Origin of the sequence: Acidaminococcus sp. AM05-11 (assembly GCF_003472805.1) — a bacterium.
Classification (GTDB): Bacteria; Bacillota; Negativicutes; order Acidaminococcales; family Acidaminococcaceae; genus Acidaminococcus; species Acidaminococcus hominis.
Genome location: NZ_QRMX01000009.1, coordinates 15,100 through 39,083, shown reverse-complemented (window position 1 = coordinate 39,083; position 23,984 = coordinate 15,100). Strand labels below are relative to the sequence as shown.

Annotated in this window: 20 protein-coding genes; 17 read left to right on the top strand and 3 right to left on the bottom strand. The window is 53.0% G+C overall.

The genetic code is table 11. From position 1 onward, the window contains the following. Positions 1-50: 50 nt before the first annotated feature. A complete protein-coding gene (locus DW089_RS06420; protein WP_105326861.1) occupies positions 51-1,187 on the bottom strand; it encodes a PLP-dependent aspartate aminotransferase family protein in 1,137 nt (378 codons plus the stop codon). 224 nt (positions 1,188-1,411) lie between these two features. On the opposite strand from DW089_RS06420, the gene gatC reads away from it, so the two are divergent. From gatC to DW089_RS06340, 16 genes are all read left to right on the top strand, one after another. Further along, positions 1,412-1,699 (top strand): Asp-tRNA(Asn)/Glu-tRNA(Gln) amidotransferase subunit GatC, encoded by a 288-nt coding sequence (gene gatC / locus DW089_RS06415; protein WP_105326862.1) that lies wholly within the window; start codon positions 1,412-1,414, stop codon positions 1,697-1,699. A 14-nt stretch (positions 1,700-1,713) separates the two neighbouring features. After that, positions 1,714-3,180 (top strand): Asp-tRNA(Asn)/Glu-tRNA(Gln) amidotransferase subunit GatA, encoded by a 1,467-nt coding sequence (gene gatA, locus DW089_RS06410; RefSeq protein WP_105326863.1) that lies wholly within the window; start codon positions 1,714-1,716, stop codon positions 3,178-3,180. Next, positions 3,180-4,628 (top strand): Asp-tRNA(Asn)/Glu-tRNA(Gln) amidotransferase subunit GatB, encoded by a 1,449-nt coding sequence (gene gatB, locus DW089_RS06405; RefSeq protein ID WP_105326864.1) that lies wholly within the window; start codon positions 3,180-3,182, stop codon positions 4,626-4,628. The genes gatA and gatB overlap by 1 nt, the downstream gene beginning before the upstream one ends. Before the next feature lie 365 nt (positions 4,629-4,993). Then, positions 4,994-6,325: a GDSL-type esterase/lipase family protein gene (locus DW089_RS06400; RefSeq protein ID WP_231086331.1), complete on the top strand. Its 1,332-nt coding sequence runs from the start codon at positions 4,994-4,996 to the stop codon at positions 6,323-6,325. A gap of 25 nt (positions 6,326-6,350) precedes the next feature. Continuing rightward, a complete protein-coding gene (locus DW089_RS06395; RefSeq protein WP_158572334.1) occupies positions 6,351-6,872 on the top strand; it encodes a cyclophilin-like fold protein in 522 nt (173 codons plus the stop codon). Positions 6,873-6,952: 80 nt separating this feature from the next. Next, positions 6,953-7,834, top strand: a complete 882-nt coding sequence (locus tag DW089_RS06390) for a LysR family transcriptional regulator (protein WP_105326866.1) — start codon at positions 6,953-6,955, stop codon at positions 7,832-7,834. A gap of 148 nt (positions 7,835-7,982) precedes the next feature. Continuing rightward, a complete protein-coding gene (locus DW089_RS06385) occupies positions 7,983-8,507 on the top strand; it encodes a cyclophilin-like fold protein (RefSeq protein ID WP_199614643.1) in 525 nt (174 codons plus the stop codon). Positions 8,508-8,524: 17 nt separating this feature from the next. Continuing rightward, positions 8,525-9,136, top strand: a complete 612-nt coding sequence (locus DW089_RS06380) for a flavodoxin (protein WP_105326867.1) — start codon at positions 8,525-8,527, stop codon at positions 9,134-9,136. A 152-nt stretch (positions 9,137-9,288) separates the two neighbouring features. Beyond that, a complete protein-coding gene (locus DW089_RS06375) occupies positions 9,289-9,810 on the top strand; it encodes a cyclophilin-like fold protein (protein ID WP_105326868.1) in 522 nt (173 codons plus the stop codon). A gap of 162 nt (positions 9,811-9,972) precedes the next feature. Then, positions 9,973-10,284, top strand: a complete 312-nt coding sequence (gene rplU / locus DW089_RS06370; protein WP_105326869.1) for a 50S ribosomal protein L21 — start codon at positions 9,973-9,975, stop codon at positions 10,282-10,284. 3 nt (positions 10,285-10,287) lie between these two features. Beyond that, the gene (locus DW089_RS06365) at positions 10,288-10,614 is read left to right on the top strand and encodes a ribosomal-processing cysteine protease Prp (protein WP_105326870.1); all 327 of its coding nucleotides are present in this window, start codon (positions 10,288-10,290) and stop codon (positions 10,612-10,614) included. A gap of 5 nt (positions 10,615-10,619) precedes the next feature. After that, the gene (gene rpmA / locus DW089_RS06360) at positions 10,620-10,910 is read left to right on the top strand and encodes a 50S ribosomal protein L27 (RefSeq protein ID WP_105326871.1); all 291 of its coding nucleotides are present in this window, start codon (positions 10,620-10,622) and stop codon (positions 10,908-10,910) included. Positions 10,911-10,993: 83 nt separating this feature from the next. After that, positions 10,994-11,395, top strand: a complete 402-nt coding sequence (locus tag DW089_RS06355) for a type II toxin-antitoxin system RelE/ParE family toxin (protein ID WP_105326872.1) — start codon at positions 10,994-10,996, stop codon at positions 11,393-11,395. A 256-nt stretch (positions 11,396-11,651) separates the two neighbouring features. Next, positions 11,652-15,374 (top strand): DNA-directed RNA polymerase subunit beta, encoded by a 3,723-nt coding sequence (rpoB, locus tag DW089_RS06350; RefSeq protein WP_105326873.1) that lies wholly within the window; start codon positions 11,652-11,654, stop codon positions 15,372-15,374. A 16-nt stretch (positions 15,375-15,390) separates the two neighbouring features. Further along, positions 15,391-19,422, top strand: a complete 4,032-nt coding sequence (gene rpoC, locus DW089_RS06345; RefSeq protein ID WP_231086333.1) for a DNA-directed RNA polymerase subunit beta' — start codon at positions 15,391-15,393, stop codon at positions 19,420-19,422. A 597-nt stretch (positions 19,423-20,019) separates the two neighbouring features. Beyond that, positions 20,020-20,349 (top strand): carboxymuconolactone decarboxylase family protein, encoded by a 330-nt coding sequence (locus DW089_RS06340; protein WP_353937273.1) that lies wholly within the window; start codon positions 20,020-20,022, stop codon positions 20,347-20,349. Positions 20,350-20,392: 43 nt separating this feature from the next. Here the strand turns inward: DW089_RS06340 and DW089_RS06335 are convergent, their stop codons facing one another. Further along, positions 20,393-21,514, bottom strand: a complete 1,122-nt coding sequence (locus DW089_RS06335) for a M20/M25/M40 family metallo-hydrolase (protein ID WP_105326875.1) — start codon at positions 21,512-21,514, stop codon at positions 20,393-20,395. Positions 21,515-21,519: 5 nt separating this feature from the next. After that, the gene (locus DW089_RS06330) at positions 21,520-22,293 is read right to left on the bottom strand and encodes a hypothetical protein (protein ID WP_146109054.1); all 774 of its coding nucleotides are present in this window, start codon (positions 22,291-22,293) and stop codon (positions 21,520-21,522) included. Positions 22,294-22,406: 113 nt separating this feature from the next. Here DW089_RS06330 and DW089_RS06325 point away from each other — a divergent pair, with 113 nt between their 5' ends. After that, complete coding sequence (locus DW089_RS06325; protein ID WP_105326877.1) at positions 22,407-23,951, top strand: AbgT family transporter; 1,545 nt, start codon at positions 22,407-22,409, stop codon at positions 23,949-23,951. Positions 23,952-23,984: the final 33 nt, after the last annotated feature.

Below are 23,984 nucleotides of genomic sequence, written 5' to 3'. Positions count from 1 at the left end.
CGGGCATTTTTTCGCTGTCCGCTTTTTCAAGAGAAAAGTAATTCAATTTGTTACAGTTTTGCCAGGACTTGGGCCAGATCATCCCGCAGATCTTCCCAGTCTTCCAGGCCTACGGAGAAACGCAGCAGGGTATGGGTAATGCCCTTTTCTTCCGCTTCTTCCGGGGTCAGGTCCGCATGGGTCTGGGTAATGGGATAGGTAATCAGGCTTTCTGCGCCTCCCAGGCTTTCTGCAAACTGGATCAGTTTTACGCTTTCCAGAACCGTTTTGGCGGCTTCTGCGGTTTTTACGTAGAAGGAAATCATGCCGCCGAAGCCAGAAGCCTGCTTTTTCTGGATTGCATAGCCCGGATGGTCCGGCAGGCCGGGGTACAGCACCTTGACAATCTGGGGCTGCTCCTGCAGCCACTTGGCCAGGTGCTGGGCATTGTTTTCGTGCTGCTTCATGCGCAGGGGCAGGGTGCGCAGGCTGCGGAGCATCAGCCAGGCGTCAAACACGCTGAGCATGGCGCCGGTGGTCTTGTAGATCAGGCGCAGCCGGGCAGCAATTTCCGGGTCCTTGCTGATAACGAAGCCGGCCAGGATGTCGTTGTGGCCAGCCAGATATTTGGTGCCGCTGTGGAGCACAATATCGGCGCCCAGTTCCAGGGGACGCTGGAAGTAGGGGGTCAGGAACGTATTGTCTACAATCACCAGAAGGTTGTGGGCCGCTGCCAGTTCGTGAAGGGCTTTAAGGTCCGTAATTTCCATGGTGGGATTGGTGGGGGTTTCCAGGTAAATGGCTTTGGTAGCCGGGGTAATGGCTGCTTCCACCGCTTTCAGATCGCTGGTGTGGACGGCGGAGAAGGAAAGGCCCAGGGGTTCGTACACGGAACGGAACATCCGGAAGGAACCGCCGTACAGGTCAAAGCCGGTGATGATGTGGTCCCCGGTTCCAAACAGGCGCATTACGGCGTCAATGGCGGCCATGCCGGTGGAAAAGCACAGGGCATCCACGCCGCCTTCCAGGGTAGTCATTACTTTTTCCAGGCGTTCGTGGGTGGGGTTGGATTCCCGGGTGTAGGCATAGCCCGTGGACTTGCCCAGTCCCGGATGGGCAAAGGTAGAAGTACAGTAGATGGCCGGGGATACGGCTCCCAGTGCATCGTTGGGGCCGTCCCCGTGGATACAGGCAGTGTTAAATTTCATGGCAGTTTCCTCCTTAGAATTCACCTGGGGTGAAGACAATACATAGTTAATTAATATACTTTTAACGATGCCTATACATTACTGTTTTCCTGTAGGTTTGTCAAGGTGGAACGGACCCTTATAGAATGGGGCTGGCAGGGGTAAAGTGGTTTTCTAATCCCGGCGGCTGTGATATAATCTTTGGGTACAAATGATTTTAAAAGATTTCGATAGGCGGTGAAGAAATGAGCGTAACAGTAAGTGATGTAAAGCATATCGCAAATCTGTCCCGGCTGAATGTACCGGCGGACGAAATGGACAAGTTTGTAGAGCAGTTTAACCAAATCTTGAATTATGCTGAAATCTTAAAGAAAGTGGATACCGAAGGAATTGAACCTTCTCCCTACGTACTCCCCATCAGCAATGTGCTGCGGGAAGACGTGCCCCAGCACGGCGTAAGTCATGAAGAGGCAATGGAGAATGCTCCGGAAGAATACGAGGGCGGTTTTAAGGTTCCTCGGGTCATCGAATAAGAGGAGGCAGAACAGTGGCTTTATATAACGAAACAGCACACGAGCTTCATGAGAAGCTGGTGAAAAAAGAAATCAGCTCCGTTGAGCTGACCAAAGCCGTTTATGACCGGATTGACGCAGTGGAAGATCAGGTCAAGGCTTACCTGACTTTGGATAAGGAAAACGCCCTGGCACAGGCTGCCAAGGTGGATGCCAAAATTGCAGCGGGAGAAACCCTTCGGCCTTTGGCTGGGGTGCCCGGCGCCATCAAAGACAATATCAGCACCAAAGGCCTGCGCACCACCTGCGCTTCCAAGATGCTGGAAAACTTTATTCCTGTTTACGATGCCCATGTCATCGAAAAACTGAGACAGGACGAAACCATTTTCCTGGGCAAGACCAACATGGACGAATTTGCCATGGGCTCTACCACGGAAACTTCCCATTTCCAAATTACCCACAATCCCTGGGATCTGTCCCGGGTACCGGGCGGTTCTTCCGGCGGCAGCGCTGCTGCCATTGCAGCCGGCGAAGCCATTTGGAGCCTGGGCAGTGATACCGGCGGTTCCATCCGTCAGCCCGCTTCCTTCAACGGCTGCGTAGGGATTAAACCCACCTATGGCCGGGTTTCCCGTTATGGCTGTGTAGCTTTTGCTTCTTCCCTGGACCAGATTGGACCCATTACCCGGGACGTCACCGACGCTGCCCTGGTACTGAACACCATCTGCGGGGTAGATGCCCACGATTCCACCTCCTACAACGCCCCGGTGCCTGATTTCACCAAGGCTCTGCGGCAGGATGTAAAGGGTCTGACCATTGGTCTGCCCAAGGAATATTTCGGTCAGGGCACGGATCCCAAGGTTGCTGAACAGATCCGCCTGGCTGCCAAGAAATACGAAGAACTGGGTGCCAAGGTCATTGAAGTGTCCCTGCCCCATACGGAATATGCCGTAATTACCTATTACATCATTGCTCCGGCTGAAGCTTCCGCCAACCTGGGCCGTTACGACGGCGTACGGTATGGTTTCCGGGATGCCCAAGCGGAATCCGCTCCGGAAATGATGCGCAAGAGCCGTACCGAAGGCTTCGGCCAGGAAGTACGCCGCCGCATTATGCTGGGCACCTACGTACTCAGCTCCGGTTACTATGATGCCTACTACAACAAGGCCATGCAGGTACGGACCCTGATCCGCCGGGACTTTGACGAAGCCTTCAAGCAATGCGATGTACTGATGACTCCCACTTCCCCTGTGGTTGCTTATCCTCTGGATGGGAAAATGGATCCCCTGACGGTCTACATGCTGGACGTAACCACCATCCCGGTGAATATGGCCGGCCTGCCCGGTATTTCCATTCCCTGCGGCTTTGTGGATGGGATGCCGGTAGGTGCGCAGCTGATCGGCAAGGCCCTGGATGAGGAAACCCTGCTGCGGGCTGCTTACACCTTTGAACAGGCTACGGATTTCCATAAATCTGTGGCGTCCCTGGGAGGTAAGAAATAATGACAGAATATATTACCGTAATCGGTTTGGAAGTCCATGCAGAACTGAAAACCAAAACCAAGGCTTTCTGCTCCTGCTCTACGGAATTCGGCGGCGCCCCCAACACCCATGTGTGCCCGGTTTGCCTGGGCATGCCCGGTGCCCTGCCCGTAATCAATAAACAAATGGTGGAATTTGCCCTGCGTTTTGGCCTGGCCGTGAACTGCGACATCCAACACTACAGCAAATTCGACAGAAAGAACTACTTCTATCCGGATTTGGCCAAAGCCTACCAGATTTCCCAATTCTATCAGCCCATCTGCCTGAACGGCCATGTGGACATCAACGTGGATGGGGAAACCAAACGCATTGGCATTACCCGGATCCATATGGAAGAAGATGCCGGCAAACTGGTGCACTCCGGTGCCTCCATCAGCACTTCCGATTTCTCCGCCGTGGACTACAACCGTGCCGGCGTACCCCTGATTGAAATCGTATCCGAACCGGATATGCGCAGTGCCGCTGAAGCCCGGGCCTATATGGAAAAACTGCGTTCCTATTTGCAGTACACCGAAGTCTGCGATGGGAAAATGCAGGAAGGCAGCATGCGCTGCGATGCCAACATTTCCATTATGCCTGTAGGCGCCAAGAAATTCGGCACCCGTGCAGAAATCAAGAACCTGAACTCCTTCAAAGCCCTGGAAAGAGCCATTGAATACGAAGTAGAACGCCAGAAGGAAATCCTGGAAGACGGCGGCCATGTGGTACAGGAAACCCGTACCTGGGACGATGCCCAAGGCATGACCTTCTCCATGCGTTCCAAGGAAGAAGCCCACGATTACCGCTACTTCCCGGAACCGGACCTGGCTCCCATCATCATTGATGATGCCTGGATCGAACGGGCCAGAAAAGCCCTGCCGGAACTGCCGGATGCCCGGAAGGAACGGCTGATCAAGGAAAAAGGTTTGCAGGAATACGATGCAGAACTGTTGGTAGCCGACAAGAAAATGGCCGAGTACTTCGATGCTGCCATTGAAGGCGTGGAAGACGTAAAAGGTGTAGCCAACTGGATGCTGGGTGACGTTTCCGCCTACCTGAATGCCAACAACTGCACCATCAGCGAGTTCCCCATTTCTGCCAAGCATTTGGGCGAAATGGTCAACCTGATCAAAAAAGGCGTTCTGTCCAGCAAGCTGGCCAAGAAGGTCTTTGCAGAAATGCTCAAGAGTGATAAAGCTCCTTCCGTACTGGTGAAGGAACTGGGCCTGGAACAAGTCAGCGATGCTGGTGCCATCCAAGCCATGGTGGATGAAGTGATTGCAGCCAACCCGCAGTCCGTTGCCGACTTCAAGGCCGGCAAGGATAAGGCCATTGGCTTCCTGGTAGGCCAGATCATGAAGAAATCCCGTGGGAAAGCCAACCCGGGCATGGTCAACCAGCTGATCATCAAAACCATCAAAGGGGAATAAGAAAAACTGACCTGGCTTGCCAGGCAGTGCGGAAAGTCTGAAGTCTAAGCCTGTAGGGATACTTTGCTTAGAATTTGCCGCAGGGCGGTGCCTAGGTGCCGCCGGCGGGGAATATAAGCGAAGGGATGCCTGCGGGCTGGACTTCGGACTTTTTTTGTGGAAAATTTTGGCGTCAGGCGCTTGGGGTGGGCAGGGCAGTTCACAAACTATTCGCTTTTGGCATAGAAGTAAATGATAGATAGGTATTTTACATTTTTGAACAAACAAGGTAGTATGATGACAAGAAAGAACCAAAACCTGCAAACCCTATGGCAGTTATTGCCATTGCTTGTCCGGCTGCTTGGCCGCAGAAAGGAGTGCTGAATATGCTGCACCAACGGGCCCCCAGACCCTTACTGGGAAAAGTATTGATGATGTTTTTGCTGCCCGCCCTGCTGCTGGGGACGTTTACCGCCCAGCGGCTGAAAAGCAGCCCGGCTGCGGCCCTTTCCTCAGAGGAAGAACCGGTTCAGCAGGAACTGGGCATGATCCAATGGCCTCAGAACCTGAACGCGGTCCGCTACGAAGTGGAAATTTTCCCGGCGGACAAAACTTCCCCGGATCCCCAAAAGCCGGCACCCCAGGCGGTGTACCGGAATGAGCAGGTGTTTACCAGCAACCTGCTTTTGCCGGAGCAGCAATTTGCCCAGGAGCGGAAGCAGAACATTCCCCTTTTGTGGCGGGTCCGGGCCTTTGACCTGGACGGCAACCCCATTACCCCCTACTCTCAGCCCCAAAGCCTGACCCAGAGCTGGCGGAAGGTGGACCGGGATGCTCCTCTGCCCCGGCCCAGTGCCACCAAGGGCAATGCTACGGTGCTGCTGTACCCGGTATATGCCTATACGGGCAACCCGGGGGCAGAAAAATACGAAGTGGAAGTGACGGACCGGTATCCGGAAAATCCCGAGGGCTACCTGACTTCCCGCTACCGGGTCTATGCAGAAGAAACGGTGCTGACGGACCTGTATGATGCAGAGCCCCGGATTGGGGAATTCTACTGGCGGGTCCGGGGCATGGATAAGAACGGCCGGCCGGTAGGGATTTGGAGTGAACCCCAGAAGATTACCAACAACCCGGATAAGAAATGGGTGGCGGGAATTTACGGGGACAGCATTTCCCACGGGGGCGGGCACCTGTCCTTTAGTCCCGTGGACTACGCCTACAGCTATGGGCACTATCTGAATTTCCCGGTAATCAACCTGTCCCAAAGCGGGGATACCAGTGAAATGATGGTGGACCGGTTTGATCAGGACGTGACGCCCTTTCATATCCAGTATCTGCTGATTATGGGCGGCAGCAACAGCCTTCGGGCTGGGGTGCCCGCAGAAGACGTGATTGCAGACCTGAAAACCCTGCAGCAGAAGGCCCGGGAACGGGGAATTATGCCCATCCTGCTGACCCTTCCGCCCATCAATCCGGCCAACATTCAAAAGGCTTTTGATGAACCTACGGACGAAAACTGGCAGGCTGCCTTTGCTGAAGTAAACCGGTTTATCCGTACCCAGCCCCATATTGATGTGGCGGCGCCCTTTGAGGCAATGGGGGACGAGCTTCCCACCAATTTGGCCCTGGACGGCATCCATGGGGACTGGAACATGAAAAAAATCATGGGCCGGGTCATCAACCAGCATATCGGAGAATTCAAACCGTTATCATGAGCTAAGGGGGAAAGGAAGAATGTTTATGCAGAAAAAACGGTGTTTGGCCGGACTGGCAGGACTGCTTTGCTGCCTTTCTTTGGCGGCCTGCGGGTCAGTGGCGTCTACAGGAACGGGCAGCAGCACGGCCCAGGAAACCAAAACGGCGGCTACGGAGAAAACGGCTTCCGCCAGCGCATCACAGAAGACGATGCCAATTAGGCTAACCGTAAATGGAAAGCAGGTGAAAGCCCATTTCAATGACTCAGCTCCTGCCCAGGAACTTTTGGGACAGCTGCCCAAAACGGTTACCCTGAATCCGTCGGACAACGATTTTTGTGGGGATACCCTGGACCTGTCCTATAAAGCCAGCGATGTGCAAAGCGGATATAAAAACGGGGACCTGGCTTACTGGCCGCCGGCCAAGAACTTTGTCATATTCGTAAAGGACGAGGAAAAATCTGCGTCCATTGGCAATCTGGTAATTTTGGGCCATGTGGATGAACCCCAAGCCGTCCTGAACGCCTTGCAGGGAACCTTAAAAGTTGAAATAGCCAAAGCCCAGTGAGCTGGGCACAGCGGAGACTGCTTCCCAGGGAGCAGTCTCTCTTGCGTACCTGAAACTTTCCGCAGACAGGAGGAATTACTATGGAACTGCGCCTGTTACAATATTTCCTGATGGTGGCTCAGGAAGAAAATATCACCAAAGCAGCGGAACTGCTGCACCTGACCCAGCCCACCCTGTCCCGGCAGCTGGCCCAACTGGAAAAAGAACTGGGAGAGAAATTGTTTGTCCGGGGACGCCATTTTCATTTAACCGAAACCGGGGTAATCCTGCGTCATCAGGCCCTGGAAATCGTGTCCATGATGGACAAGCTGGAAAATGATATCCATCACCATGGGGAAGTTGCCGGCAATATCCGCATCGGCTGCGGAGGCCTGAAATGTGTCCAGTTTTTGATGCGGTGCATGACGGAGTTCCAGCAGGAATATCCGGAGGTGACCTTTGACCTCCAAAACAGCAATGCGGTGGACATTAAGGAACAGCTGGAGCATGGCACCCTGGATTTGGGCGTCATGATGGAGCCGGTGGATACTTCTTCCTTTGATTACATCCGCATGAAGGATGTGGATTATTGGGGACTGCTGATGGCGGCGGACTGCCCTTTGGCCCAGAAGGAATACATTACGGAAAAGGACTTGAAGGATCTGCCCATTATTGTCAGCAACCGGCAGATTCTCCGGGGGGAGCTCCAGCATTGGCTGAAGGGAAGGCTGAACATCAGGGCTACCTACAATATCATTACCAATGTGGCCAATGTAGTCAGGGAGGGCTATCTGAAGGCCCTGACCATTGATGGGGTGGTATCCCTGTATGATCCCCAAAAGGTGGTGTTCCGCCGGTTGGAACCGGTCCTTCCGGCTACTTCTGTGCTGGCCTGGAAGCGGTTCACCCCGGAGCTTCATGCGGTAGAAAAATTTTTGGAGTTCTTCCGGAAAAAGCACGATGCATATACGCCCCAAGACTAATGGCAGCGCTGGCTTTCCAGCGCTTTTTTTGCATCGTTAGAATGCCTTTCAGGCATTGGATGCAAGCTGAAATAGGTATTTTACATTCTAATGGGAAAAAGGTAGAGTAGAAGCAGAAAGCAAACATAACTGATAGGGAGGAACGCATATGAAAGGAAAATGGATGCTGGTTACCGGTGTATTGCTGGTGGTGGGAATGCTGGCAGGAGGCTGCGGCAGTGCCCAGTCGTCCCAAGGCGGGCAAAGCCAGCCGGCCGCCCAGCCGGGAAAAACAGCGGCAGCCCAGGAAAATACGGCAAAAGGTCCGGTGGACCTGAAACACGCCAAACTGAAAATTACGGTAGGGGATCAGGTGCTGTGGGCTACGGTGGAAGACAATGCCACCATGCGCGCCCTGGCCCAGAAACTGCCGCTGACCCTGGATATGCAAAATCTGTACGGCCGGGAAATGTGCTATCGGTTTGGCGCCGGTACTTTCCCTACAGAAAAGACCCGGTCCGACCGCTACGCTGTAGGGGATCTGGTGTACTGGGCTCCCCGGGGAAGCTTTGTGATTCTCTACAAGCAGAATGGGGAAGAATTTGAACGGCAGCAATTGGGCCATATTGACCAGGGCGTAGAGCTTTTTGACGGGGCCGGGGACAAGAAGGTTACCTTTGAGCTGCAGCAGTAGACTGGAGGCAGGACGCTATGCAAAAAAGAAACTGGAAGGGCCTGTGGGCCCTGATACTGGGACTGGTACTGCTTTTCGCTGCAGGCTGCGGGGAGAGTTCTTCTGCCAGCCAGCCGGCTGCCCAGGCAGCCAAGGCTGTAAATCAACAGAGTGCCGGCAGCCATATCCTCATCGCTTATTATTCCCATACGGGAACTACCCGGGCAGCTGCAGAGAAAATTCATCAGCTGGTGGGCGGGGACCTGGTAGAATTGCAGCCGGAGAAACCCTATCCGGCCGACCATCAGGAGCATCTGCAAATGGTCATCAAGGAAATTGAAAGCAATGCCCGGCCCAAGCTGAAAACCAAAATCGACCATATGGAACAGTACGATACCGTATTTGTGGGCTATCCCATCTGGGATTATCAGGCACCGTTGATGATGAACACCTTTTTGGAATCCTACGACCTTTCCGGGAAAAAAGTGGTGCCCTTTTGTACCAGCGGCGGCTATCCCATTGAAAAAAGTGTGGGCATCCTAGAGGCTTCGGCCAAAGGAGCCCAAGTGACAGAGGGCCTGCGCTACAGCGGCAGTGAGCAGGAATTGCGGGATTGGCTGGCCAAGGTTGGCGTTCCCCTCAAAAAATAAAAACAGTGCCGGAGACAGCGCAAAAATTGGCAGGAGGGAATTTACCCTCCTGCTTTTTTTGCGAAATTGTCTGGGAAAATCGGGATTTACAACGGGCTTGAGAAGGCGTACTCTATGGCTGTAAAGGTTTCTTTCAGCAGGAGGGGAACAACATGGAAAGAAAATGGGGCGGCGCTTTACTAGGAGCGCTGCTGGCGCTGAGCCTTATGGCAGCAGGCTGTGCCGGTGAAAAAACGGCCAAGGCGGACCAGAAACAGACGGGCATCAAACAGGCTGCCCGGGTGCAGCAGAAGAATTGGCCGGGCGGCGTAATTAATCTCAGCCGGGCCCGGGTGCGGATTACCCTGGGGGACAAGGTGCTGTGGGCCTCGGTGGAGGATAATGCCACCACCCATGCCCTGGTAGGGGAACTGCCCATCACCCTGGCCTTAAAGGACCTGGACGGGCAGACGGCGGTGTACTACCAGGATGTGGACCAGTTTCCCACGGACAATCTCCAGATGGGAGGCTACAAGGCGGGGGATATCGTCTTCTGGCCGGAAAAGGACCGGTTTGTGCTGTTCTACAAAAGCGGCGGACCCCAGTTTACCGGGCAGGTACTGGGTCACGTAGAAGGCGATTTGCAGCTTTTGGCAGGAAATCAGCTGGCCACCTTTGATCTGTTTCTGCAATAGGTACCAAAGGCGCTGCAACGGGAGAAGTCTGCGTTGACTTTTCCCGTTTTTTGTTGTATAGTATAAAAACTAGTGTGAAACTCGCACTACCGCCCGGAGGGGTTCCTGAAACTCCGGAAGGAGTACCGTATTCGGCGAGTCTTGGATGAGGGAGGTGCAAACATGTACGCAATTATTCGTACCGGCGGCAAACAATACCGCGTCAGTGAAGGTGATGTGCTGAACATCGAAAAACTGAACGTTGAAGAAGGCCAGGAAGTCGTTTTTGACGATGTTCTGACTGTAGTCAACGACGGCGATGTAAAGGTAGGCAATCCTACTGTTGCAGGCGCTAAAGTAACTGCTAAAGTTGCTAAACAAGGCAAAGCTGATAAGATTTTTGTTTTCAAATACAGAGCAAAATCCAACTATCGCAAACGCCAGGGTCATCGTCAACCGTATACTCAGGTTGAGATCACTTCTATCGAAGCATAAGTCATGATTCAAGTAGATATTTACTACAACGATCAGGACAAAATCAGCGGGTACCGGGTTTCTGGACATGCCGATTCTAATCCGGAAGGGTTCGATCAGGTATGTGCGCTGGTATCCCTGGATACGCAGCTTCCCGTACTGGGCATGGAGCGTGTGCTCCGCCATAAAGTGCAGTGCGCTGTCGATGAGGCAGACGGAACGCTGGAAGTAAGACTGGAGGATGCTCCCAATGAGCAAACGGAAGTCCTGCTAAAGACCATGGTCTGCGGGCTTCAAGAGCTGAAACGGTATTATCCCCAGTATCTGACTACTGAAGAACACAGGAGGTGAGCAAAGTGTTCGAATTGATTCTTCAATTACACGCCCATAAAAAAGGTTCTGGTTCCACCCACAACGGCCGTGACTCCAACGCACAGCGTCTGGGTACGAAAGCTCATGATGGTCAGCTGGTAACTGCTGGTTCCATCATCGTTCGTCAACGTGGGACCCGTTTCCATATGGGTCAAAACGTAGGCATGGGTAAAGATTACACCATCTATGCAAAAGTTGCCGGCAAGGTTGCTTTTGAAAGAAGCGGTAAAGATCGTCGCTTGATCAGCGTTTACCCGGTTGAAGCCGAAGCATAAAATAAGAGAGGGGCTGCTGCAGAAAGCTTTTTGCAGTGGCTCCCTTTTTGTCATGCTGCAGAAGCAGGGGAAAGGGAAGGATTATGGAAGCCAAAGAACGGGAACAGGTACGCGCCTATGTGGGCGCAGGCTTGCAGAGCCTATGGCAGGATAATACGGAAGATGCCCAGGGCAATGTAATGTGGGCCCAGCTGGCCCTTCAGGATCTGACCCAAGCCAAGCTCCTTCTGCCAGCCCAAGAGCTGGCGGCGCTGGACAAAACCCTTGAGAAATTGGGCAGGACCCCCAAACTGGCGGCCAATGCCCAGGACTCCCTTTTGGATCTGGAAGGCGTCCGTTGTTATGATTGCGGCAGGTTTTTGATTTTTTATCGGTACAATGCCGGTTATGACCTGGTGGCGATTGTGCGTCTGGCCTGGGACCAGCCTGCCTGGCAGGAACTGGTGCGGGACGGCCGGGAAAAAACTGAACCCCAAAAGTCTTAAAAACCAGAAAAAAGGTATTGTATTACCGTGAAATACGTAGTATAATAATTGTCCATGAAGTTTTTATAGCAGGATGAATAGGTTCCGCGAGTGCTCAGTGGTTGGACATCGCGTTCCCGCTCAAGTGAGGAGAGGAGCACGACATGATGACTGAGAAAACGTACACGATACAAGGCTGATCAATCTCTCTAATTGACCGCCTTGTTATTTTTTTTGTTTAGAAAGACCTGCCCAGAGAAAAGGAGTGAGAACCCACATGTTTAAGCCGGTTCATAATGGCGACCGTTTGCGGTACAGTTATGCCAAGATCAAAGAAGTATTGAAAATGCCTCATTTGATCGACTTACAGAGAAAATCTTATGAGTGGTTCATAAGAGAAGGTTTATATGATGTTTTCCAGGATGTTTCTCCTATTAAGGATTTTACCGACAACCTGGAACTGAGCTTTGAGAATTTCACCATCGGCGATCCCAAATACGATGTGGAAACCTGCAAGGAAAAGGACGCAACCTATGCCGCTCCTTTGAATGTAGATGTCCGCCTGCTGTACAAGGATACCGGGGAAATCAAGGAATCCACCGTATTCATGGGTGACTTCCCCCTGATGACCGATACCGGTACCTTCGTGATCAACGGCGCAGAACGGGTTATCGTCAGCCAGCTGGTGCGTTCTCCTGGCGTTTACTACGCCAAGGACATGGACCCCATGGGCAAGTTCCTGTACGGCACCACCGTTATTCCTAACCGGGGCGCCTGGATTGAATACGAAACCGACCTGAACGAAATCATCTACGCCCGTGTGGACCGGACCCGTAAGCTGCCGGCTACGGCTCTTTTGCGGGTGATGGGCCTGCCCACCAACGATGATATTATTGCCACTTTCGGCGAACATCCGTACCTGGTTGCTACCCTGGCCAAGGACAGCACCAAGAACGAAGACGATGCACTGCTGGAAATCTACCGGAAACTGCGTCCCGGCGAACCTGCCAACCTGGAAAACGCCGAACAGCTGATCCGGAATATTTTCTCCGACAACCGCCGCTATGACCTGGCCAATGTAGGCCGTTACAAGGTCAACAAGAAACTGGGCTGGCGTCAGCGCCTTTTGGGCAAGGAATTGACTTCTCCCCTGGCCTTCGAAAACCCCGATGGCACCCAGGGCGAAGTGGTTCTGCCCGCTGGCACCGTGATTGGCGACGAAGAAATCAACACCATTGAAGAAAGCGGTCTGTTCAAGGATGCCGGCTATGCCGAGGTCTGGGTAAAATTCCAGGAACATCCGGAACGCATGATTGTTACGAAAGATATTGACGCTTCTGTTCGGACCATTACCCCGGCGGACGTAATTGCTTCCTTTGGCTACCTGCTGAACGTGATCGACGGTATGGAAGGCAAGGACGATATCGACCATTTGGGCAACCGGCGTGTACGCTGCGTAGGCGAACTGCTGCAAAACCAATTCCGTATCGGCCTGTCCCGTATGGAACGGGTAATCCGGGAACGGATGACCCTCCAGGATGCCGACGTGATTACGCCCCAGGCCCTGATCAATATCCGCCCGGTGGTTGCTGCGGTAAAAGAATTCTTTGGCAGCAGCCAGTTGTCCCAGTTCATGGACCAGAACAACCCTCTGGCCGAACTGACCCACAAACGCCGTCTGTCCGCTTTGGGACCTGGCGGTCTGTCCAGAGAAAGAGCTGGCTACGAAGTCCGCGACGTCCATCCTTCCCACTATGGCCGTATGTGTCCTATTGAAACCCCTGAAGGTCCTAACATCGGCCTGATCGGTTCTTTGGCTACCTATGGTGTGGTGAACAAGTACGGTTTCATTGAAACCCCGTACCGCAAGGTGGACAAGAAAAACAAGAAGGTTACCAACGAAATCGTTTACCTGACTGCTGATGAAGAAGATAACTACGTTATTGCCCAGGCCAACGAACCGTTGAATGATGACAACTCCTTTGTCAACGAGCACGTTATTGCCCGTGATAAGAACGATGTGCTGTCCATTTCCCCCAGCCGGGTTGACTTCATGGACGTTTCTCCTAAACAGGTAATGTCCATTGCTGCTGCCCTGATTCCTTTCCTGGAAAACGATGACGCCAACCGGGCCCTGATGGGTGCCAACATGCAGCGTCAGGCTGTGCCCCTGCTGAACCCCAAAGCTCCTGTAGTGGGTACCGGCATGGAATACAAGGTGGCTGTGGACTCCGGGGTCTGCATCCTGGCCAAGCACGCCGGCACGGTAAAATACGTCAGCGGCGACAAGATCCTGGTTACCCGGGACGACAACGGCGGCATTGACGAATACAACGTGCTGAAATTCAAACGTTCCAACCAGAGCACCTGCGTCAACCAAAGACCCATTGTCTACAAGGGCGACAAGGTGGAAGAAGGCCAGGTACTGGCCGATGGTCCTGCTACGGATCACGGTGAACTGGCCCTGGGCCGCAACGCCATTGCTGCGTACATGCCCTGGGAAGGCTACAACTACGAAGATGCTGTACTGCTTTCCGAAGACCTGGTAAAAGACGACGTATTTACGTCCATTCACATTGAAGAATACAACTGTGATGCCCGTGATACCAAACTGGGACCTGAAGAAATCACCCGGGATATTCCCAACGTTTCTGAAGAAGCCCTGAAGGATCTGGACGAAGACGGTATCATCCGGATTGGTGCAGAAGTTCGCCCTGGCGACATTCTGGTAGGTAAGGTAACTCCTAAGGGAGAAACCGAACTGAGCGCTGAAGAGCGCCTGATCCGTGCCATCTTTGCCGAAAAGGCCCGGGAAGTCCGGGATAACTCCCTGCGGGTTCCCCACGGCGAATCCGGTATCATTGTCAGCGTCAAGGTATTCACCCGTGAAAACGGCGATGAACTGCCTCCTGGCGTAAACAAGCAGGTACGGGTACATATCGTACAAAAACGGAAAATCAGTGAAGGCGATAAGATGGCCGGCCGTCACGGCAACAAGGGTGTTGTTTCCCGGATTATGCCCCGTGAAGATATGCCCTTCCTGCCCAACGGCGAACCGGTACAAATCGTACTGAACCCCCTGGGCGTACCTTCCCGTATGAACATCGGTCAGATTTTGGAAGCCCATCTGGGCTGGGCCGCCTGCTCTTTGGGCAGAAGAATCGAAGAAAAGGATCCCAACCTGGAAGCAGAGCTGCGGGAAGCCGGCTATGACTATGACCAATTTGGCATGCCCCAAACGGTGGACCATGCGGTACAGGTAGCTGTTCCTGTGTTCGATAGTGCCCACGATGAAGAAATGGGCAAGACCCTGAAGCTGGCCGGTGTAGACCCCAGCGGCAAGACCACCCTGTATGACGGCCGTACCGGCGAACCCTTTGATAACCCGGTTACCGTAGGCTGCATCTACTACCTGAAGCTTCACCATTTGGTTGCCGATAAGATCCATGCCCGTTCTACCGGCCCGTACTCCCTGGTTACCCAGCAGCCTCTGGGTGGTAAGGCACAGTTCGGCGGACAGCGCTTTGGTGAAATGGAAGTTTGGGCGCTGGAAGCTTACGGCGCTGCCTATACCCTGCAGGAAATCCTGACCGTTAAGTCCGATGACGTGGTAGGCCGTGTGAAAGCCTATGAAGCCATCGTTAAGGGCGAAAATATTCCTGAACCCGGCGTGCCTGAATCCTTCAAGGTATTGGTGAAGGAAATGCAGAGCATCGGCCTGGATATCCAAGTGCTGGATGAAGATGATGAAGAAATCGATTTGGATGACGAAGATGAAGATATCGGAATGGGCGATATTGCCAGAGAACTGGACATGGATATGGCCAGCAAGACTCCCAGTACCGCAGCCAATATCGGCACCGAAGCTCCTGCCAGCGAGGATGACCTGAGCCCGGATGAAGATCAGCCGGAAACCAGTGATTTTGATGTGATTGCCGATATCGGGAATATGAGCCTGGATGATTCCCAAGATGACGGCAACGATTCTGATGAAGAGTAGAAAGGAGTGAGTGCTCTTGTTAGACGTAAATAAATTTCATTCTATGCGTATCGGCTTGGCCTCTCCCGAAAAGATCAGATCTTGGTCCCACGGGGAAGTAACCAAACCGGAAACGATCAACTATAGAACCCTGAAACCGGAACGGGATGGTTTGTTCTGCGAACGGATTTTTGGACCTACCAAGGATTGGGAATGCCATTGCGGCAAGTACAAACGCATCCGTTATAAAGGGGTCGTCTGCGACAAATGCGGTGTAGAAGTTACTCGCTCCAAGGTCCGCCGCGATCGGATGGGCTCCATTGAACTGGCTGCTCCCGTATCCCATATCTGGTATTTCAAGGGAATTCCCTGCCGGATGGGCGCTATCCTGGACATTGGCCAAAGAGCCCTGGAAAAAGTCCTGTACTTTGCCAGCTACATTGTCCTGGATCCGGGCGATACCAACCTGACCAAAAAACAACTGCTGACCGAAGCAGAATACCAGGATAAACTCAGTGAATACGGCCCTACCTTCCGGGTGGGCATGGGCGCAGAAGCCATTAAGGAACTGCTCCATGAAATCAACGTAGAAGAACTGACTAAGGAACTGCGGGCTGCCCTGAAAACGGAAACCAGCCTGCAAAAGAGAAGAAATATTGTCCGTCGGCTGGATGTATGCGAAGCTTTCCTGAAAAGCGGCAACAAACCCGAATGGATGATTATGGATGTAATTCCGGTTATTCCTCCTGACCTGCGTCCTATGGTTCAGCTGGACGGCGGCCGTTTTGCCACCTCCGACCTGAACGACCTGTACCGCCGGGTCATCAACCGGAACAACCGTCTGAAACGGCTGCAGGAATTGCAGGCTCCTGACATCATTGTCCGGAACGAAAAACGGATGCTGCAGGAAGCTGTAGATGCCCTGATCGATAACGGCCGCCGCGGCCGTGCCGTAACGGGCCCTGGCACCCGTCCTCTGAAATCTCTGTCCGACATGCTGAAAGGCAAGCAGGGCCGTTTCCGTCAGAACCTGCTGGGTAAACGTGTTGACTATTCCGGCCGTAGCGTAATCGTAGTAGGCCCGGAAATGAAGATGCACCAATGCGGTCTGCCGAAAGAAATGGCTTTGGAACTGTTCAAGCCCTTCGTAATGAAGCGCCTGGTTGAAAACGGTTCTGCCACCAACATCAAGAGTGCCAAGAGAATGGTGGAACGGGCTACCAACGTGGTTTGGGACGTTCTGGAAGACGTTATCAAAGAACATCCTGTACTGCTGAACCGTGCCCCGACCCTGCATAGACTGGGTATCCAGGCTTTCGAACCCATCTTGTCCGAAGGCCGCGCCATCAAACTGCATCCGTTGGTATGTACCCCGTACAACGCCGACTTCGACGGTGACCAGATGGCTGTCCATCTGCCGCTGTCCGCAGAAGCCCAGGCTGAAGCCCGGGTACTGATGATGAGTGTCAACAACATCTTGGCTCCTACCAACGGAAAACCAATTACCGTTCCTACCCAGGATATGGTTTTGGGTGCCTATTACCTGACCATTTTCAAGGATGGCGCCAAGGGTGAAGGCCGCCGCTTCATCAGCTTTGACGAAGCTCGTCTGGCCTACTTCCATAAAGTCATTGATCTGCAGGCCCGGATCAAAGTCCGCGTGCCCAATGCAGAAATTTTCCCGGAAGCTTCCGACCAGGGCGAAAGCCTGGTAACCACTTCTGTGGGCAATATCATTTACAACTGCGAACTGCCGCTGGAAATGCGCTATTACTCCAAACAGGAAGATGGTACCTGGCTGCTGGGTAAATTGATTGATAAGAAAGAACTGGGCCGCCTGGTGGCTAAAGCCCATAAGCTGTACGGCAACTTCGGGACTGCCCGGGTGCTGGATATTGTCAAGAAACTGGGTTACGACAACGCTTGTAAATCCGGCTTGTCCATTGCTGCTTCCGATATTCAGATCCCGAAAGAAAAGGCTTCCATCCTGGCCGCTGCCGAAAAACAGGTTGATAAGGTGGAAACCCTCTTTAACCGCGGCTTGATGAGCCCGGATGAACGGTACCGCAAAGTTATCGCCCTGTGGGATAAGGCAACGGAAGATGTAGCCAACGCCCTGATGAAAAACACCATGGACGCCTTCAACCCGGTGTACATGATGGCCAACTCCGGTGCTCGTGGTAACATCCAGCAGATTCGTCAGCTGGCTGGTATGCGTGGTCTGATGGCTGACCCTTCCGGCCGGATCATCGACCGTCCTATCAAATCCAACTTCCGTGAAGGCCTGACCATTTTGGAATACTTCATCTCCACCCACGGTGCCCGTAAAGGTTTGGCCGATACGGCTCTGCGTACCGCCGACTCTGGTTACCTGACCCGTCGTCTGGTAGACGTGGCCCAGGACGTTATCGTCCGGGAAGATGACTGCGACGTTACCGGCATGAATCTGGTACGGGAACGCGCCCGCTTCTGCAAGGCCGTTCTGGGTTCCAGCCAGCACAAGCTGAAGGAATACGCCGTAGGCCGTACCCTGGCTTCCAGCGTGCTTAGCCCTGTGGATGGCTCCATTCTGGCAGAGGCCGATACGGTGGTAACGGAAGACGTCTTTGACCGTCTCCTGGCTGCCCGGATTTTGGAAATCAGCCTGTATCCCCAGGATGAAGACAGCAACGAAGAACCTGAAACTCTGCAGATCAACGTCAGCGAGGAAAAGGTGCAAGCTGCTTTCCGGGAACATATGACCCACCATTTCCTGAACAAGGAAGTGGAAGAAGATATCGAAACCGAGTCTGGGCTGGTACTGGCCCATGCTGGGGACAAGTTCACTGCCGATACCATTGAAGCCATCCTGGCTGACGGTACCGTCAAGGAACTGAAAATCCGCAACAACGAAGTGGATGGCGTGTACGTAGAAGCCATTACCTCCGGTAAGAATAAGAGCACGGTACTGGAATCCCTGCGGGATCGTCTGGTTGGCCGTGTCCTGGCCGAAGAAATCGTGGATACGGAAGGCAAAGTCCTGTACCATGTCAACGACTACATTACCGAAGATATGGCCGACGTAATTGCCGACCTGCGTGAAAAACACGGCGACGGCCGGGTGAAGATCCGTTCCGTACTGACCTGTAAATCCCACTATGGCGTATGCCGGGCCTGCTACGGCCGTAACCTGGCTACTGCCAGAAAGGTGGAAGTGGGCGAAGCCGTTGGTACCATTGCCGCCCAGGCAATCGGTGAACCTGGTACGCAGCTGACCATGAGAACGTTCCACACCGGCGGTGTTGCTGGTGCTGACGATATTACCCAGGGTCTTCCTCGTGTCGAAGAATTGTTCGAAGCCAGAAAACCGAAACATCCTGGTATCCTGTCCGAATCCGCCGGTGTGGTGGACATTCAGGAAAAGGACGATGGCCGTTTCATCATCATCCAAAAGGAAGATGGCACGGAAGATACCTACCATATTCCTTATGGCGCCAAGATTCATGTGGCCGAAGGCGATACCGTCGAGGTGGGTGACCGCCTGACCGAAGGCTCCCTGAACCCCCACGATATCCTGCGTATTTCCGGTCCTGCCGCTACCCGTCACTACCTGGTACAACAGGTACTGGGCGTGTACAAGTCCCAGGGCGTAGAAATCAACGATAAGCACGTGGAAGTAATGGTTCGTCAGATGATGCGGAAATACCGCATTGATGATGCCGGTGACACCAACATGCTGCCGGGCTCCATTGTGGACATTGCCCAATTCGAGGATGAAAACGATCAGGTCCTGGCTGAAGGCAAGGAACCGGCCAAGGCACATCCCATCCTGCTGGGTATCACCAAAGCCTCCCTGGCTACGGACTCCTTCCTGTCCGCTGCCTCCTTCCAGGAAACCACCAGAAACCTGACCGATGCTGCCATCAAAGGCAAGGTTGATCCGCTGCTGGGCCTGAAAGAAAACGTCATCATCGGTAAGCTGATTCCTGCCGGAACCGGTATGCCGAAATATCGGAACATCGAACTGAAGCTCCATCGTCCTGCCGAAGCACAGGAAGAGGCTGCCCAGTCCGTTGAAACTGAAGAATAAGAAGCACTTAGAGCAAGGGGCTGTGAAAAAATGGCTTGCGAATTCAAACTAGTTCGCAAGCCATTTTTATTGTTCGTTATAGCCGTATCTGTGTCTCAAAACTTCCTCAGTCAGCCCTACGTGCTGACAGCCCCTTCACGCTTGAATGGGCCGGTCTTAGACCTATACTAGTCATGTGCAAAACGGGTTTTGAGATAAAATTTAGGTATGTAAATACCTGCACCACCCTTGTCTGTCACTTGACCAGTAGAGGTCTGGAACGCTTCCTGCAAGCGTGTAGGAAGTGTCGCCAAAGGCGACGATAGAAGTCTTATTTTTTCACATCCCCTTGCTTTTTTATTAAATCATGCAATTTTCGTATGGCCATTCATGTGAAATAAATATTTTACATGAATGGCCTATTCCGATATAGTAAAAGGAGAAAATCCAGTTGTTTTTTGTCAGGCTGGAGGTTTTGAAAGGAGCATAAAGATGAAAACAGGGAAACGTTTACAAAAATGGGCAGCCGCACTGGCTGCGTCTTTTCTGCTGCTGTCCACTGGGGCCGCTTATGCGGCGGCGGCCCAGAATGCACCTGCCGCCAAGCCGGCAGGGAAGGTGACTGCCGGCCGGGATCAACTGGGGAGTATCGCCCCGGAATTTGCTCATTTGAACGATGATGTGCTTTTTGGGGAAGTTTGGGCCCGGGAAAAGGAGCTGTCTCCCAAACTGAGAAGCATTGTGACGGTTACGGCGGTCATGTCCAGCGGGGTCCTGGACAGTTCCCTAAAGCACCACATTGCTAAAGCCAAGGAAAATGGTGTGACCCAGGAAGAAATGGCCGAAATCCTGACCCAGGCAGCTTTTTATGCAGGCTGGCCCAAGGCGTGGGCGGCATTCCGCTACATGAAGGAAATTTATGGAAGCCCCGCCCAGACGGGCAAATAAAGGAAAAGCTCCGGATACAAATTCCGGAGCTTTTTTCATAACGTTAGTTTTTCCCTGGCTGGGTAAGAAGACGGTGGATAAAGGTGCAGGTGTCTTCCAGGTCCTTTACCCGCAGTTCTTCTTCCGTGGTATGGACTTTGCTCATACCGGTGCTGAGGATGAGGGGGGTGAAGCCGTGGAGGGCCAGCACGTTGGCATCGCTGCCTCCGCCGGTGGCCTGGATAGCGGGGGTAAAGCCCAGCTCCTGGTAGACGGCGCCCACCTCCCGTACAAAGGGATTCTGGGCCGGTACCTGGAAGACCGTATAGTTGGTTACCAGTTCCCAGTCCAGGACCGCTCCTGCGGCGTCACAGGCTTCCTGGAGGCATTGTTTCAGGTGTGCTGCCTGCCGGTTCAGTTTTTCCAGGCTGCGGCTGCGGACTTCCCCCTGGAGCAGGACCAGGTCCGGCACCACATTGTTGGGGCCCACACAGGTGAAGGTTCCCAGGTTGCAGGTGGTTTCTTCGTCAATGCGCAGCAGGTTCATGGCGGCCACACCTTTGGCTGCTGCCTGGATGGCGCTGATGCCCTTTTCCGGAGCCAGCCCTGCATGGGCTTTGCGGCCGTGGACCAGGGCCTTGAATTTCAGCTGCCCAGGCCCCTGAGTCACCAGCGTGCCCTGGGGACCGCCCAGATCGAAAATCAGGGCGTTTTTGCTTTGAAACCAGGTATAGTCCAAATGTTTTGTGCCCTGCATACCGGTTTCTTCTCCAATGGTAAACAGCACTTCCACTGTCCGGTGGGGACGCTGTTCCTCCACCAGGGAGCGGAGGGCTTCCACAATGGCCGCCACCCCAGACTTGTCGTCGCCGCCCAGGACGGTGGTTCCGTCCGAGGTAATCAGGCCATTGTTAACCTGGGGCCTGATGCCGCAGCCCGGGGGCATGGTATCCATATGGGCCACCAGCAGTACGGGGCTGCCGGGAAGGGTACCGGGCAGTCTTCCATAGACGTTAAAGCCGTCTCCGGTACCGCTGTCCCTGCCAGCTGTATCCCGCCGGACCTCCAGGCCCAGCTCCCGCAGGGTTTTCAGCAGCAGCTCCCCCATAGGGGCCTCGCTGCCGGATACAGAATCCACCTGGACATAGGTGAGAAAGGTTTCCAATAAACGTTTTTGGTTGGGCATGGGTTTCACTCCTCTACTTTGCACAGGGGCTCCAGGGCCTTTTGGATTGCCTCCAGTTCCTGGGCCGTATGGGGATGCAGCTGATGTTTTTTCAGCCAGTCCTTGAAGGTTTTCAGGGTTTGGGCGTAGGGCAGGGCCGCATCATCCAGGGTAATCTCCGGTTCTGCATAATTATCCGAGAAAAGCACAAAATAATGCAGAGTTAGATTTTCTATTTTATTCTTTTTTAGCAGATTCTCAATCTCAATTGCGTCTTTTTGCAGGAATGGAAGGGGATTCGCTATTTCCTGCGACATAGAATTATCAGAAATTTTCCATTGTTCGGCATGGTACGAACCTTGTATAAAGTATCCGGTATACACGTTTTTAAGGATAACCAAATCCTGATTTAAAAGTACTAACAGGTCGCAGCCCTGGAGTAAAGGCGATGCCGGCCGTAAAATGCGGGCTTTTCCATGACTTTGTTTTTGCACGGCTTCGGTAATCCGCTTCAAGGAACCGGCGGGGGTCCTGGCCTTCTTCATGCGGCGCAAAACGTAGAAAAGCAGAGCAATTCCGCTTGCCAGCATCAAAAAGAACAGTAAATATTCCTTTAATGAATGGAGCTTCCAGAAGGCAAAATTGGGGAACAAATTGATAACGACACTTTCCATAGGCGATTCTCCTTTGGGAATTTTTTTGCAGAAGTAGAGGGAAAAGTTGAACTTGTAATTATTATAACATAGAAATTCATGAAAATAATAACAAGATAAAAGACTGGACAAGGCTTTTCCAAACATGCTATTATAAAGACAATCCGAACTTCTTGTGAAGAAATGTTCGAGGTTTTGACTAATTCACAGCAGCTGGGCTGCTGTGCTTAGTATACAAAACTAAAAGGAGGGTGCATCGCATGGAAGCAAAACAAGCATCCAAGCAAAACTGGGTGGATCGGTTTCTGAATACCATTGAAACCGTGTGCAACAAATTGCCTCCGCCCGCAATTCTGTTCGTGGTCTTATTCTTAATCGCTGCTGTAATTGGTACCGTAATGACCGCAACCAATTTCAGCCTGGTGAACCCGGCAACTGGGAAAGCCGTGGTATCCCAAAACCTATTTTCTAAGGACGGGGTAACCTGGCTGCTGAACAACCTGGTCAAGAACTTCACCGGCTTTGCCCCCATGGGTCTGGTAATCACCATGACTCTGGCCATCGGGTTCTGTGAAGAATCCGGCCTGTTGGTGACCATGCTGAGACGGTCCCTGAAAAATGTGCCGCCCTCCATTGTTCCCTATTTGATTGCTTTCCTGGGTACGGTGGGCAACATCGCTTCCGATACGGCCATGATCGTCATTCCGCCTTTGGCCGCCATTGTGTACATCGGCGTGAAAAAGCACCCGGTGGTAGGCATGATCGTTGGCTACGCCGGTGCCCAGGCTGGTTTTACCGCCAACCTGATGGTGGCAGGCACTGACTCCCTGCTGCAAGGCTTGACCAACCAGGCCATTGATGCCTTTTTGGGTACGCCCGGCGCCTTTGCCGTAGACGTAACCTGTAACTGGTATTTCATGTTCGTTTCCACCTTCCTGTGCTCTTTGGTGATTGGTGCAGTTTCTGTAAAAATCATCGAACCGCGCTTTGGCAAGTACGAAGGGGCGGAAACGGAAGCAGAGGCTGTTGAAGTAACCCCCACGGAAGTCAAGGCCCTGCATCATTCTGCGCTGGCCGTTATTATCTACGTGGTTATTCTGGCTGTAGGCTTCTTTACGGGCATCTTGTCCAAGGACGGTCATACCCTGGTAGGTTCTCTGCTGCTGAAGGGCCTGATTCCTATTCTGTTCTTCCTGTTCAGCATTGCCGGCATTGTGTTTGGTATGAGCACCGGGAAATTCAATTCCATTAAAAGCATCAACGGTGCCATGGTAAAACAAATGAGCGGTATGGGCGCCTATGTGGTGTTCTGCTTCTTCTGCGGCCAGTTCCAAGGGCTGTTCAACTGGACCCAATTGGGTACCTTGATGGCCATCAGCGGCGCTGACTTCCTGAAGGGCGTTGGTTTTACCGGTATCCCCATGTGCATTGCCTTTATCCTGATTACCGCCGGCGTAAACATTTTCGTTTCCTCCGGTTCTGCCAAGTGGGCTATTTTCGCCCCGATTTTCGTTCCCATGTTCATGCTGCTGGGCTACCATCCTGGTTTCGCCCAACTGCTGTACCGGCTGGGGGACTCCCCGGGCAACTGCTTCACGCCTATGAGCCCGTATATCTGGATGATCCTCAGCGTGGCCCAGGAAAAATACATGCCCAATCTTGCCATTGGTACCCTGATCTCCAACATGATCCCCATTGCGATTGTGCTGCAGATTGCCTGGATCCTTTTCCTGATTGGTTGGCTGGCGCTGGGCCTGCCCATTGGACCTGGTGTAGGAACTATGCTTCCTCCTGGAATCCTGTAAGAACCTGAAGTGGTGTGCGAATCTGCACACCAC